Origin of the sequence: Aurantiacibacter aquimixticola (assembly GCF_003605475.1) — a bacterium.
Classification (GTDB): domain Bacteria; phylum Pseudomonadota; class Alphaproteobacteria; order Sphingomonadales; family Sphingomonadaceae; genus Alteraurantiacibacter; species Alteraurantiacibacter aquimixticola_B.
In genome coordinates this window covers 2259380-2273607 of sequence record NZ_RAHX01000001.1, presented here as the reverse complement: position 1 = coordinate 2273607, position 14228 = coordinate 2259380, and the positions used below count along the sequence as shown (strand labels likewise).

10 protein-coding genes and 1 riboswitch are annotated in these 14228 nt (G+C 65.6%); of the genes, 5 read left to right on the top strand and 5 right to left on the bottom strand.

Features of this window, described 5'->3' with window-relative positions; translation table 11 throughout:
• Nucleotides 1-171: 171 nt before the first annotated feature.
• Nucleotides 172-267: riboswitch (glycine riboswitch) on the top strand.
• A 176-nt stretch (nt 268-443) separates the two neighbouring features.
• From gcvT to D6201_RS11370, 5 genes are all read left to right on the top strand, one after another.
• Nucleotides 444-1583 (top strand): glycine cleavage system aminomethyltransferase GcvT, encoded by a 1140-nt coding sequence (gcvT, locus tag D6201_RS11390; protein ID WP_120048886.1) that lies wholly within the window; start codon nt 444-446, stop codon nt 1581-1583.
• A gap of 3 nt (nt 1584-1586) precedes the next feature.
• Nucleotides 1587-1958, top strand: coding sequence for a glycine cleavage system protein GcvH (gene gcvH / locus D6201_RS11385; protein ID WP_120048885.1), 372 nt, complete (start codon nt 1587-1589; stop codon nt 1956-1958).
• Between the two features lie 42 nt (nt 1959-2000).
• Nucleotides 2001-3362: an aminomethyl-transferring glycine dehydrogenase subunit GcvPA gene (gcvPA, locus tag D6201_RS11380; protein WP_120049380.1), complete on the top strand. Its 1362-nt coding sequence runs from the start codon at nt 2001-2003 to the stop codon at nt 3360-3362.
• Entirely contained in the window at nt 3359-4948 is a 1590-nt protein-coding gene (gene gcvPB, locus D6201_RS11375; RefSeq protein ID WP_120048884.1) for an aminomethyl-transferring glycine dehydrogenase subunit GcvPB, read from the top strand. The genes gcvPA and gcvPB overlap by 4 nt, the downstream gene beginning before the upstream one ends.
• 68 nt (nt 4949-5016) lie before the next feature.
• Nucleotides 5017-6606: a pre-peptidase C-terminal domain-containing protein gene (locus tag D6201_RS11370; RefSeq protein WP_165853548.1), complete on the top strand. Its 1590-nt coding sequence runs from the start codon at nt 5017-5019 to the stop codon at nt 6604-6606.
• A gap of 352 nt (nt 6607-6958) precedes the next feature.
• Here the strand turns inward: D6201_RS11370 and D6201_RS11365 are convergent, their stop codons facing one another.
• From D6201_RS11365 to D6201_RS11345, 5 genes are all read right to left on the bottom strand, one after another.
• On the bottom strand, nt 6959-8428 hold the full coding sequence (locus D6201_RS11365; RefSeq protein WP_120048882.1) for a sugar MFS transporter: 1470 nt from the start codon (nt 8426-8428) through the stop codon (nt 6959-6961).
• A gap of 72 nt (nt 8429-8500) precedes the next feature.
• Nucleotides 8501-10921: a glycoside hydrolase family 3 protein gene (locus D6201_RS11360; protein WP_242447534.1), complete on the bottom strand. Its 2421-nt coding sequence runs from the start codon at nt 10919-10921 to the stop codon at nt 8501-8503.
• Nucleotides 10922-10968: 47 nt separating this feature from the next.
• Nucleotides 10969-12171: an MFS transporter gene (locus D6201_RS11355; RefSeq protein WP_242447533.1), complete on the bottom strand. Its 1203-nt coding sequence runs from the start codon at nt 12169-12171 to the stop codon at nt 10969-10971.
• The gene (locus tag D6201_RS11350; protein ID WP_242447532.1) at nt 12164-13216 is read right to left on the bottom strand and encodes a LacI family DNA-binding transcriptional regulator; all 1053 of its coding nucleotides are present in this window, start codon (nt 13214-13216) and stop codon (nt 12164-12166) included. The genes D6201_RS11355 and D6201_RS11350 overlap by 8 nt, the downstream gene beginning before the upstream one ends.
• An 11-nt stretch (nt 13217-13227) precedes the next feature.
• The gene (locus D6201_RS11345) at nt 13228-14205 is read right to left on the bottom strand and encodes a glycoside hydrolase family 16 protein (protein WP_242447531.1); all 978 of its coding nucleotides are present in this window, start codon (nt 14203-14205) and stop codon (nt 13228-13230) included.
• Nucleotides 14206-14228 lie beyond the last annotated feature (23 nt).

Sequence of the window (14228 nt, the reverse complement as noted above, 5' to 3'; positions counted from 1 at the left end):
CGCCGAATTGGGCTCGGAAAGAAATTCGCGTTCGCATTAAGTCTGCGTCGCGCAACATTCCGATTCGCCGCTCTGCCTTGGGACCAAATACGCTTTCGCATTCGATCCCGGCATTGACCGAAACACGCCTTTGCAGCACAGCGATGCGGCTTGGCGGGTGTCTCGGCATCCGACAGATTCGCGGGAGAGTTCTTCGGTCGCCAGGCCGGGGACGCCGAAGGAGCAACCGCCCCGGAAACTCTCAGGCCACCGGACCGCGGATCTGGCACGGGCTCTCTGGAAAGCGTGGCCGCCTATCGCAGGCGGGCACCACCGAAGGAGTAAGGCGTTCGCCGAATGGCCGCGCCGGAATCTCTCAGGTCTCCAAGACAGAGGGGGCATGGCGAAAGGGTCCGATGGGCGGACCTTGCCGAGCCGTGCCCCGTGCCGAAAGATGCCTGCCGATGAGCGAAGCCGATACCGAAGACCAGCCGCCCGCGCAGCTCCCGCTCGATGCGTGGCACCGCCAGCATGGCGCGCGCATGGTTCCGTTCGCGGGCTATGAAATGCCGATCCAGTATGAGGGCATCGTCGCCGAACACGACTGGACGCGAAGCAGCGCCGGCCTGTTCGACGTCAGTCATATGGGCCAGCTCACCGTCAGCGGCGAAGGCGCGCGAGAGGCGCTGGAGGCATTGGTGCCTGCGGACCTTTCCATCCTGCGACCCGGAAATATCCGCTACACGCTGCTGCTGGACGACGATGGCGGCATTCTCGACGATCTCATGGTCACCAACATGTCGCGCGAAGGGCACGAGGAGTTCTACCTCGTCGTCAATGGCGCGACTAAGTGGGACGACATCGCCTGGCTGCGCGAGCACCTGCCCGACGAGATCACGCTCAATCATCTCGATGATCGCGGTCTGCTGGCGCTGCAAGGGCCAAAGGCGGCCGAGGCGCTAGAGACGGTGTTCCCGGATGCCGCGAGCGATCTGTATTTCATGCAGGGCACCGGCCTGGAATGGGAAGGCGCAATCGTCGGTATCGCCCGCGCAGGCTATACGGGTGAGGACGGGTTCGAGATCAACGTGCCTGCCAGCCATATCGAACGCCTCGCCGATGCCCTGATCGCTGATGATCGGGTGAAGCCCGCCGGGCTCGGCGCGCGCGACAGCCTCCGTCTCGAGGCGGGACTGCCGCTCTACGGGCATGATCTTTCGACGCAAACCGATCCGGTCAGTGCAGGGCTCACCTTCGCACTGAGCAAGAAGCGGCGAGAAAACGGCGGCTGGTTCGGCCATGCCGCCTGCCTCGTCCGCCTGGAGAAGGGTGGCTGTCCGCAGCGCCGCGTCGGCCTGGCACTGGAAGGCAGGCTCCCAGCGCGTGAAGGCGCGGAGATCTACGCGGGCGACACACATGTCGGCACCATTACCAGCGGCGGCTTCTCGCCCACGCTCGGCCACCCGATCGCCATGGGTTACGTCGAAAGCGCACATGCAGAAGAAGGTATTGCGCTCGACATCGAAGTGCGCGGCCGCCGCCTGACGGCGACCGTTGTCGCCCTTCCCTTCGTCCCGCACAAATACCACCGCAAAGGAACCTGACAGATGGCACGCTATTTCACCGAAGAGCATGAATGGATCGAGGTCGATGGTGAAACGGCCATCATTGGCATCACCGATTACGCGCAGGAACAGCTGGGCGATGTCGTCTTCGTCGAAGTCCCTCAGACCGGCACCGAACTCGCCAAGGGCGCGGAAGCCGCCGTCGTGGAGAGCGTGAAGGCGGCAAGCGATGTCTACGCGCCGATCGGTGGGACAGTGCTGGAAGGCAATGCCGCGCTCGAGGCAGAGCCCGAACTCGTCAACACCGCGCCCGAGGCCGAGGGCTGGTTCTTCAAGCTGACCGTCGCGGACAAGGACGAGCTCGAAGGCCTGATGGACGCGAAGGCCTACAAGGCGTTCTGCGACGGACTTTGATCTAGCTTCCTTCTCGCGCCGAGAAGGGTGAAGGACATCTACATGCGCTATCTCCCGCTTACCGAAACCGACCGGTCCGCAATGCTCGACGCTATCGGCGCGCCGGACGTCGATGCCCTGTTCTCCGATGTGCCGCCGGGTCTGTATCTCGACGGGCCGATCGAAGGCCTGCCGCATCACGCGACGGAGATGGCGGTCGAAAAACACATGCGGCGGCTGTCCAAGCGCAATCTGGCCGCTGCGGATGCGCCCTTCTTCCTGGGTGCGGGGGCTTACAAGCATCACGTGCCCGCGACTGTCGATCACATCATTCAGCGCGGCGAATTCCTGACCGCCTACACGCCCTACCAGCCGGAAATCGCGCAGGGCACGCTGCAGATGCTGTTCGAGTTTCAGACGCAGGTCGCGCGCCTTTACGGCTGCGCGGTCGCCAATGCCTCCATGTATGACGGATCGACCGCATGCTGGGAAGCGGTGGCGATGGCAAGCCGTGTGACGCGCCGCAAGCGGGTCGTGCTGTCGGGCGCGCTGCACCCGCACTACGCCGAAGTCGTCCGCACGATGGCGAAGTTTACCGAGGACGAGATTGCCGGTGCCTCCCCCAGCCTCACCGCAACGCCCGACGATGACGGCCTGATCGCGCGGATCGACGAGAACACGGCGAGCGTCGTCGTCCAGTATCCAGATATTCTCGGCCGCATTCCGGACCTTCGCAAGATCGCCGAAGCAGCGCATGCCAAGGGTGCCAAGCTGATCGTGGTCAATACCGAACCGGTGGCGCTCGGCGCGCTGGAAGCTCCGGGCAATCTCGGCGCGGACATCGTCGTCGGCGAGGGGCAGGGCATCGGCGTCGGCCTGCAATTCGGCGGGCCGTATCTCGGCCTGTTCGCCATTACCGACCCAAAGCTTGTGCGCCAGATGCCGGGTCGGCTGTGTGGCGAGACCGTGGATGCCGACGGCAAGCGCGGCTTCGTTCTGACGCTTTCTACCCGCGAACAGCATATCCGGCGCGAGAAGGCGACCAGCAACATCTGCACTAATAGTGGGCTGTGCGCGCTGGCCTTCTCGGTCCACATGACGCTGCTTGGCGAAGCGGGCTTGCGCGCGCTCGCAGCGGAGAACCACCGCCTCGCCTGCATCGCTTCGGATCGCTTGGCGAAGCTGCCGGGCGTTGAGGTGCTGAACACGCACTTCTTCAACGAATTCACGCTGATGCTGCCGACCGATACGCGCCAGCTGGTTCGCGATCTGGCAGACAAGGGCATTCTCGGGGGAGTAAGCCTCGGCAAGCTGTTCCCGCAGGAAGATGCTCTGTCCGGCGGCTTGCTCGTGACCGTGACCGAGACGACTACCGAAGAAGATATCGAAACGCTGGCCTCTGCGCTCGAGGAGGCGCTGTCATGAACAAGCCGATCAACCAGAGCGGGTGGAAGCCCGGCACGCCCGTTGCCTCGCTGGAAGAGGGCGATCACCCGACCGTCACAGGAAACAAGGCGCTGATGCTGGAAGAGCCGCTGATCTTCGAGATCGGCACGACCGAGACTTGCGGTGTCGACCTGCCCGAAACGCAGACCGACCTTCCCAGCCGCCTCGGCAGCTTCGTACGCACGGACGGCACCGGGCTGCCCGGCCTGTCCGAGCCGGAGACCGTGCGTCATTATACGCGCCTCAGCCGCCAGAACTACGCCATCGATCTGGGTCTCTTCCCGCTTGGCAGCTGCACGATGAAGCATAATCCGCGGCTGAACGAAAAGGTCGCGCGCATGCCCGGCTTTGCCGACGTGCATCCCTTCCAGCCGGTCTCCACCGTGCAGGGCGCTCTCGGCGTCATGAATGAGCTGGCGCATTGGCTGATCGATCTGACCGGCATGCATGGCGTCGCGATGAGCCCGAAGGCGGGCGCACATGGCGAGTTGTGCGGCATATTGTGCATCCGCGCCGCTCTCGAGGCACGCGGCGATGCGCGCAAGGTGGTGCTGGTGCCCGAAAGCGCGCACGGGACCAATCCCGCGACCGCGGCCTTTGCCGGCTATGCGGTGGAGGACATCCCTGCCGACAAGGACGGGCGCGTCGATCTGGAAGCGCTGAAGGCGCGGCTGGGGCCGGACGTTGCCGGCGTCATGATCACCAATCCCAACACATGCGGCCTGTTCGAACGCGACATGAAAGCGATCTCGGATGCAGTGCATGACGCGGGCGGGCTGGTCTATTGCGATGGGGCCAATTTCAACGCCATCATGGGCCGGGTGCGGCCGGGCGACCTCGGCGTCGATGCGATGCATATCAACCTGCACAAGACCTTCTCCACTCCGCATGGCGGCGGCGGACCCGGCTCCGGCCCGGTCGTCCTGTCCGAAGCGCTCAGCCCCTTCGCCCCGCTCCCCTACACGGCGCGCACCAAGGACGGCGTGGTGCATCTTGTTGAGGAGGAGAACGCCGATGCTTTCTCCGAAAAGCACTTCGACGGTGCCATGCAGAGCTTCGGGCGGATGACCGCCTTTCACGGGCAGATGGGCATGTTCACCCGCGCGCTCACATACATCCTCAGCCACGGCGCGGACGGGCTGCGGCAAGCGGCGGGCGATGCGGTGCTCAACGCCAATTACCTCCTGCGCCGACTGGAGGACGTGCTCCACGCCCCCTTCGCCGATGCCGGGCCCTGCATGCACGAAGCGCTGTTCGGCGACGAGGGCTTTGGCGAGAGGCTCTCCACGCTCGATCTTGCCAAGGGGCTGATCGACGAGGGCTTCCACCCGATGACCATGTACTTCCCGCTGGTGGTGCATGGTGCGATGCTGGTGGAGCCGACCGAGACGGAGAGCAAGGCCGCGCTCGACCAGTTCGTCACCGCCATGCGATCGCTGGCTGAGCGGGCCAAGGCAGGCGACGAGACGCTCACCACCGCCCCGCACCACGCGCCCCGTGCCCGGCTCGACGAGGCGCAGGCAGCGCGCAAGCCGCGGCTGGTCTGGAGCGAGGAGGCGAGCTGAGTTCGCCGCATTCGGACTTCGTTCACGCATTTCGGGGCAGGATGCTCGCAGACGTAAGGGGGCATGCGATGCGCAAGGGTTTGATCATAGCGGCGGCGCTCGGCGCGCTGACGGCAGCGATGCCGATTTCGGCGCAGGACGCGATCATGGCCGATGCCGCGGCGAAGCAGGCCAAGCCGCGCGACAGCAACGGCCTCATCCGCCTCGGCAACGCCATCGAAGCTACGCTCGAGGACGAGGGCGATTACTACCTCATCGACGGGCGCGCCGGTCAGCATGTGCGCATCGCGCTCACTTCGGACGACTTCGACCCGGTGCTGCGCCTGGCCGGGGCCGACGGCTTCGAAGTGCGCAACGATGACGGCCCAGACGCCATGGGCCTTGGCAGCCTGATCGAGGCACGCCTTCCCGCCGATGGCCGATACGAGCTGCACGTTACCGCTTTCGGTGATCGCGACGGTGGGCGCTATCGCATCGCCACGATGGATCCGGCCAACCCGGCCCCCGGGGACACAACCGCCATCGCGCTTGGCGAAAGCGTCGAGGGCAGCCTTGCACGCGGAGACGGCACCGGCTTCGACGGGGCGCACGTCGATTACTACGCCTTTGCCGGGCGCGCCGGACAGCGCATTACCTTCGATCTGGCCTCCCAGTCGGTCGACACCGCGCTGACGGTCTACCTGCCGAGCGGGCGAGGCGAGTACAATGACGATCGCGGCGGCGCGCAGGCGAGCACTGACAGCCTGCTCTCCCTCACCCTGCCGCAGGACGGCACTTATCACATCGCCGCGAGCAGCTTCGCGCCTGGAGAGCGCGGCGCTTACACCCTCGCTGTGCGCGAGGCCGCGGAGGGCGTGCGCACCGTGCGCCCCGCCAGCGGCACATCGCGCGTGTTCGCGCTGTCCGTCGGGGTCGCCGACTATCGCCGCATGAACCCGCTCTCCCGGACCGATCAGGATGCCGAGCAGGTCGTCGAGGCGCTTGCCGAAGCAGGCGTGCTTGCCCCGGGCAGCGTTACGCTCCTCAACCGCGATGCGACGCGCGAGCGCTTCGCCGCCGCGCTGACCGAGCTCTCCGCCGTGATGGGGGAGGACGACCTGCTGCTGCTGTTCTTCAGCGGCCATGGCGAGAAGGTCGAGAACGTCGACACCGAACGCGACGGCAGTGCCGAGACGCTCGAGCTGTATGACGCGGCGTTGTTTGATCACGAGCTGACCGCAATGCTTGACGGTTTCAGCGGACGGCTGCTGCTGGTGATCGACGCCTGCTTTGCCGGCGGGTTCGACCAGGTGGTGGATGCCGCCGACGATCGCATGGGCATCTTCAGCTCGGACGCCGATACGCTGAGCCTCGTCGCCCAGCGCGACAAGGCGGGCGGCTATGTCAGCCACATCCTGCGCGACGCGCTGCGGGGCGAGGCCGATCTCGACCGCGACCGCGCGGTGACCGCGGGAGAGCTGTCGGAGTACATGCGGCGGGCCTTCTACCGTGTCGTGCTGGACAGTCCGCTCGACACCGATGCGGAGGACTTCCGCGATGCCCGCTCCCCGGGCTTCCAGCATATCGTGGTCGATCGCGGCGGCGACGGCATGCCCGCGAGCCAGGTGCTGATGGACCTCGGCTCCGCTGAGGCGACACTGGTCGCGCGCCGCGACTGACCCGCGCGGAGGGCGCGGGGGGTGTGACAAGTGGCACAGTGTCCAGGAGCAAAAAGGGCGATCTGTAACCTTGCCGAGGCAAAACTGTGACCTTGGCCGCGAAAGTGTGACCTTCGCGGGCCAAACCGTCACTTTGCGGGCACCCGAGTGTCACCCGGCGCGCGCCAAGACTGTCACCTTTTTCGAGGACGAATGTCACCCTCCGGGCGCGGAGTGTGACCCTCCAGCGGGGCGATGGATGATACGGTCGAGCCATGGCCCGGACGCCAGCACATTACCGCAGATGTAGGAAAGGGGCAGCGACCCGAAGACCGCCGCCCCTTTGCCTGTTCCCCTGTCGGAGATGAAACGCCTAGCTGGTCGCGGGCCGCCGGGCGAAGATGCCGAAGCAGGCGATGACCGCATAGCAGACGATCGGGATCACCATTGCGAGCGCCAGATTGCCGCCCGTCGCATCGGCCACCACGCCGTAAAGCAGCGGCACGACCGCGCCGCCGAAGATGGCGACATTGATAATGCCCGATCCGTCCGCCGCGCGCGGCCCCAGCTTCTCACAGGCGAGCGAGAAGATGGTCGGAAACATGATCGAGTTCATCAGGCCGACCGCGAGGAGCGAATAGCCGGACAGCTCGCCCGTCGTGTTGGTCGAGATGAGGACCAGCACAATGGCACCGATGGCGTTGAAGGTCAGGATCAGGCCCGGGCTGAATTTGCGCAGCGCCCACGAACCGATAAACCGGCCGACCATGGCCCCGCCCCAGTAAAGACCGATCAGCCATTCCACCGCATTGGGCTCTGCCCCCACGAGACCATTCAGAAACGCAGTGAACGGGCCGCCGTTCGCCATTACCTGATCCTGAAGCAGATAATTGATGACGATCGATCCGATGGCCACCTCCCCGCCGACGTACAGGAAGATGCACAGCGCGCCGAAGCTGAACCGCGTGCGCCGCAACAGCGGATTGTCGTAGAGCCAGTATGCCGGCGCCGCGAGAATGACGAGCACCCCGAGCCAGCCATTGACCTGGATCGCGAGAAAGGCACCGGCGACGACGAGCGCGAGGCCGATCAGGTAGCGCGAATTCGACACCAGGTCGCCTTCACCCATGATCGATGCATCGTGCGGCAGGCGATTGCGGAACATCCACACCGCGCCCGCGACCAGCGCGATGAGTGCGGCAACACCGAGATAGCCCTGCCAGATCGCCTCGCTCTCCGCTGCGCGATAGGCTTGCAGAGCTGCGCCTTCGAGCTGGTCCGCTGTCACATCGGCAAGACTGCCGAGGATCACCGCCGCGCCCACGATGGGAAAGACGGTCGTGCCGAGCGAGTTGAACGCCTGCGCGAAAGTCAGGCGGCTATGCGTCGTCGAGGGCGGGCCGAGCAGGCTGATAAGTGGGTTCGCCACCACCTGAACGATCACCACGCCGCTTGCCAGGATGAAAAGCGCGCCAAGGAAGATTGCGTAAGTCGCGGTCTGGCTTGCCGGAATGAACAGCAGGCAGCCTGCAATCATCGTGGTAAGCCCAGCGACAGCACCACGCATGTAGCCGATTTTCTTCACCAGCTTCGCGCCGGGAATGCCGATCAGCAGGTAGGCAGCGAAGAAGCAGAACTGGACGAGCATCGCTTCGGTGTAGCTGAGCGTGAAGAGCTCGCGCAGCTTCGGGATCAGCACATCGTTGAGCGAAGTGATCCCGCCGAAGATGAAAAACAGTCCGAAAACGAAATATTGCAGGCCGGGCGCATTCACCGGCGGCGTATCGTCATCGACGACGGGACGCGGATCGGTGCTGCTGGCGACGTCGGGCGCTAAGGCCATTTACATACTCCCCTCATGCAGGGCCGGTCTTTCGCCGATCCCCGATGCGAATTGCAGGTGTGTCATTGCCGCTCAGAAAGCGCAATCGGTTCCTTCGGCAACGTCCTCGCGGCGGATGGTGTGGATGCGCAGCGTGAATTCCTGCGATGCATCGATCCGCAAGGTGTTGCCCAGCGCAGGCAGGCACGCCGCAGTCAGGACCATCTCGCGCCAGCCCTTGCCCGCTGCGATGGCCATGTACTGTGTCGCGTCCAGCCGGCTGGTACCCGACGTGATCGTCACCGTGCCTTCGGGCCGTTCGGGCACTTCGTAAGCGATACGATAGGCCTCGTCCGCGCCGATACCGAAGAATTCGATATATCCGTTGTCGGCAATGGTGATTTCACGCGCATCTTCCTGCGCGTTGCGATCGTAACCGCGCATGGTCGCCAGCGGGGCCGTGCCGAGCATCTGCGCCATGTCGACTTCGCCCGCGCGCACGCGGATGCCGTCGGACAGGCGGCCCGAAACGAACCAGTCGGCTCCCGCGCCCGCTTCCAGCGCAGCGCATTCCTCGTCCAGCTGGCGCAGCGGCGATGTGTCGGTGAGCGAGCGGCCGTAGCCGACCCGGAACAGCGCGCCATCCGCGCCGTTCACCGGCGTCGCCCCGCAGCTTTCGGGCCAGCTGAAGCTGAGGCGTCCGCTTGCCGGGCGCGCGCCGAACAGCACGTCCGCCACGCCGCCCCCTTCGCTGCCGGGCAGCCATGAGGCAACGAAACCGTCGGCGGCGTTCAGCTCCCGATTCACCCACATCGGGCGACCGGAAAGGAAAACGGCGACGGCGGGGATACCGGCGGCGTCGAATTGGCGCAGAAGCTCCAGCCCTTCCTCGTCACGGAAAGCGAGATCGGGCACGTCACCCGCGAATTCGGCATAGGGCCGCTCGCCGAAGACGACGACCGCGACGTCGGGCGTGGCCGTATAGCTGCCATCGGCGGACAGCGTGGCGCTGCCGCCTCCGCTCGCCGCAGCTTGGGCGATGCCGTCGTAGATCGAGGTGGCGTTGGGGAAATCGTCGTTGGAAAGCTCTCCGCCGCCTTGCCAGGTAAGCGTCCATCCGCCTGCGGCCTGCGCGATATTGTGCGCCGCGCTGCCCGCCACCAGCACATTCGTGCCCGGCTGGATCGGCAGCACGCCGTCATTCTTGAGGATCACCTGCGAACGCGCCGCAGCCTCTCTTGCCAGCGCGCGATGCTCGGGCGATGCCAGCAGCTCGTATTGCCCGGCGAGACCGCGTTCGGACGGGCGCTGCGAATCGGGGCCGAGCAGGCCGGCGCGATATTTCACGCGCAGCACGCGGGTCACCGCTTCGTCCACGCGCGCCATCGGGATCGTGCCGTCATTGACCTGCGCAATCAGGTTTTCCATCAGTCCGCGCCAGTCGTCGGGCACCATGTAGATATCGAGCCCCGCCAGCAGCGATTCCGGGCAATCGGTGACGGTGCAGCCCTGCACCTGGCCATGGCCGTTCCAGTCGCCGACGACGAGCCCGTCGAAACCCATCTGCCCGCGCAGGACATCCGTCAGCAGGCGCTCGTTTCCGTGCATCTTGCGGCCATTGATCGAATTGAAGCTGGCCATGATCGTCTCGACGCCCGCCTCGATGGCGGCGGGATAGGGCACGGCGTGGACGGCCATCAGATCCGCCAGGTCGCCATTGACGTCGCCCTGATCCACGCCGTTCGTGGTGCCGCCATCACCGAAGAAATGCTTGGCCGTCGCAATCACGCGGCCGGTGCCGAGATAGCCTGGGGCATCGGGATCGCCCTGCAGCCCTTCCACCAGCGCCGCGCCGAGCGTGGCGACCAGTTCGGGGTTCTCCGAATAGCTTTCATAGGTCCGCCCCCAGCGATCGTTGCGCGCGACCGCGACGGTGGGAGAGAAGTTCCAGTCAATGCCCGTCACTTCGATTTCCATCGCCGTGGCGTGGCCGATGCGGCGCACCAGATCGGGATCGCCCGCCGCGCCGAGGCCGATATTGTGCGGGAAGATCGTCGCGCCCGGCACGTTGGTGTGGCCGTGGACCGCATCCGTGCCCCACATCACCGGGACGATCGGTTCGCCATTGGGCATGGGCCGCACGGAGGCATCATACATCTCATCGGCGAGGCGCAGCCATTCGGAAGCCTGCGCGAATTCGTCCCCGTACGGCCCGCCATTGCCGCCATTGAGATAGCTGCCGAAGCGGTAACGCTCCATGTCTTCTGCCGTGAAGCTGTTGATCTGCGGCTGGATCAGCTGCGCGATCTTGCGCTCCAGCGTCATGCGCGAGACGATATCGGCGACGACGGCGTCCTCCCCCTGCACTGTGGCCACCGCGACCGGCGTGTTGCCGTCCTCCGGCACTGTCGCACAGGCCGAAAGCCCCAGACCACACACCGCCGCAGCGGCCATCGCACGCACAGAAACCCCGACCCGCATCGCAAAACCCTCTTCCCATGGGAACGTTATCAAGCGCGTATTTCTACACGCCGCTCCCCGCTTGGCAAGCGCCGATTGCGCTAGCGCGGAATGCGCGTGGTGCCGAGCAGCAGGCAGGCGAGCGCGGCCAGCGTGGCGAGCGCGATGAACAGGCCGCCAAAGCCGAAGACCGGCACCAGCCCGAGCGTCAGCGGCGGCATGATGAGCGAGGGCATGGTGTTGGTGAGGTTGAACACGCCAAGGTCGCGCCCGCGGCGCTGCGGCCTCGGCAGGACACGCAGGGTCTGCGCCGTGTGCAGCGCCAGGAACATGCCTGCGGCCAGGCCGAACACGGCATAGGCGACAAGCGCCGCCGTCAGACCGGGCGCGGCGGCCATGGCGAGCAGCGCCAGCGCGCTCACCCCTGCAGCGATGGCCAGCGGCAGGATCGGCCTGTCCGCCCGGTCCGCCCAGCGCCCGACCGAAAGCGTGGCCGGGACGGCGAGGAACAGGACCAGTCCGAAAACCTTTGCGGCGTCATTGTCGCCGATTTCGGGACTGATCGAACGCAGCCAGAGATAGAGATAGGCGAACAGCGCCGCCTCCGCGACCTGCACCAGCAGCCGGGCGAGCCACATGCGCGCCACGATCCGTCGCGGTTGGTGTGGGTCCGGCAAGGGTGGCTCCTCATGCGGCTGCATGAGCTCGGGGAAAGGCGTGGGCCTGCCGAAGATCAGCACGGGCGCGACGCAGGCGACCACCAAGGCAGCGACGATCGCCATCCGTTCGTCCGGCGCGGCGAGGCCCGGAATGGTCACGAGAGCGCCGGACACGGCGCCTAGCGCGGGCGCGAAAGCGAGCAGGCCGCCGAGCAGCCCCTTCTGCCGATCCGGCACGACATCGCCCGCCCATGCCGATAGCGGCCCCAGCATCATGTTGAGCGCAATCTGCCAGACAACGAGCATGGCGATCAGCATCGGCAGGTCGCGCGCCTGGGTTAGCGCCAGCAGCATCGCACTGCTCAGCACCAGCCCGCCCGCGATCCAGCCGCGCCGGTTGCGGGTGATGTCGGACAGCCAGCCGAAGGCGATATTCGCAAGGCTCGCGGCAATCGCCCCAGCAAAGGCGCAATAGGCCAACCATTCTATGCTGCGCGCGCCCGCTACCCCCTCGACCCGCACCGGCAGCAGGATCGTCAGGAAGGGAACGTAGGCGACCGCGCCCCCGGCGACAGCCAGCGCGTATAGCAGGAGGAACCGCGTCCGCTGCCCATCCGCCGGATCGACAATGGAGGTGTCAGCCACGCGGGCGGGCGACCGAATCGCGTTCGATCAGCCTGCCTTCGACCACCACCGGCATGTCCGGCAGATCGTCCCCCCGATGCGCCGCGATCACCAGATCGACCGCGCGGCTCGTCACTTCGGCGATAGGCTGGTCGATCGCGGTGAGCGGCGGCTGCACGAAGCGCACAACCGGTGTGTTGTCGAAACTGATGATGGAAACGTCGCCCGGCACCCGCATGCCCATTTCGTGCGCCACCGCGTTGGCGGCCATCGCCATCTGGTCGTTGCTGGCAATGATCGCGGTGGGCCGGGCCGAGCCGGACAGCAGCGCGCGCGTCGCCTTTTCGCCGGAAGCGTAAGAAAAGTCGCCCCGCTCGCACAGGCCTTCTGTCGAAAGGCCGGCTTGCGCCATTGCATCGCGCCAGCCCTGCTTGCGTCGATGGCTGAGCGCATATTCCTCCGCACCGGCGATGAAAGCGATGCGTTCATGCCCCTTCTCGATCAGGTAACGCGTCGCCATCGCGGCCATGCGGTTATCGCCCATGGTCAGCGAGATGCTCCCGCCATTGTCGCGCGAACCGATGCGGGCGAAGGGGATTTTCTGCTTTTCCAGCAGATCGGTAATCAGCGGATTGTCCGAATGCGGCGGCGTCAGGATCACGCCGTCCGGCTGTAATGCGGCGATGGTCGCCTTCAATTCGCGCTGGATATTGTCGTCATGCGTGTCGACCAGCTCGAGCAGCAGGCGGTAGCCATGCTCGGCGCATTGCAGCATGCCGCCCATCAGCATCTGGTCGACCCAGTCGTTCCCCTCGCGCGCCTTCCAGTTTTCCATCGTGCGCTCGCGATCGTTCAGCGCGAGGATCAGATAGGAGCGCGAGCCGCTCATGCGCTGGGCGGCGATGGAGGGGACATAGCCGAGCTTGTCGATGCTCGCCTGCACCCGCTCCTTCATTTCCGGGCGGACATTGGCCTCGTTATTGATGACGCGGCTCACCGTCTGCAGGGAAACGCCCGCATCCGCCGCCACATGCTTGATGGTTACCGATTGCCGCCTGCGGCCCACGCATATTCCCCTTACAGACAGCCGCGACCGGTAGCGGGATCGGCATCGCATTGCCAGACGCGCACCCAGTCCACCTCCAGCTGCTTAGGAAACCCCTCGGTCGACACGCCGCGAAGACTGGTATTCTCTGGCCAGTTGCCGCCGATGGCGAGATTGAGGATCAGGTGGAAGGGATGGTCGAACGGCGCGTTCGGATCGTTGCTGGCGCTGGTCCACCAATCTTCCGCCGTCAGCGTGCCGTATGGTTCGCCATCCAATGTCCAGGTAAAGCGCCCCTCTTCCCAGATCACGCCGAAGGTGTGGAATTGATCGTCCAGCACCGCGGGGTAGGAAATCTTCCGATTGGTGTATTCGTTGCCCGACGGGCGCGCGCCGTAATGCAGCGTGCCGAGGACCGAATTCTCTCCGCCCGCTTCGCATTCCTCGCATTCGACACCGAGGTTGACCGCTTCCAAGATATCGATCTCCCCCGAGACAGGCCAGCCCTCACCACTGTCTTCCGGCAGCATCCAGAAGGCCGGCCATACGCCCTGCCCCTGCGGCAGGCGCGCGCGGATTTCGAAGCGGCCATAGGTCCAGCTGCGATTGCCCTCGGTGGTCAGTTTGCCCGACGTAAAGTCCTGCGTCTTCTGCGCATCGGGATCGTCGCGGCCCGGCTTCATGTGATCGGGCCAGGCATCGCCGGTGTAGCTTTCCTGTCGAGCGGTGAGGACGAGAACACCGTTCTCCAGCGCGATATTGGCGGCCCTCCCGGTGTAGCACTGCCGCTCGTCATTGCCGCCCCCCCAGCAATCCTCGATCCGGTTCCAGGCGGGATCCAGCGTGTCGCCGGTAAACTCGTCCTGCCAAACGAGCTGCCACTCGCCGCTTGCATCGACGACGGGTGCCGCGCGGGGCGTCGGCGGTGTGTCGCTGCCGCCGCAGGCCGTGAGCATTGCACTCAGCCCTAAGGCGGCTGCAACATGGCGGAAGAAACGTCCCAATTTCATCACGGTGGTGCTCCCGATAAGAC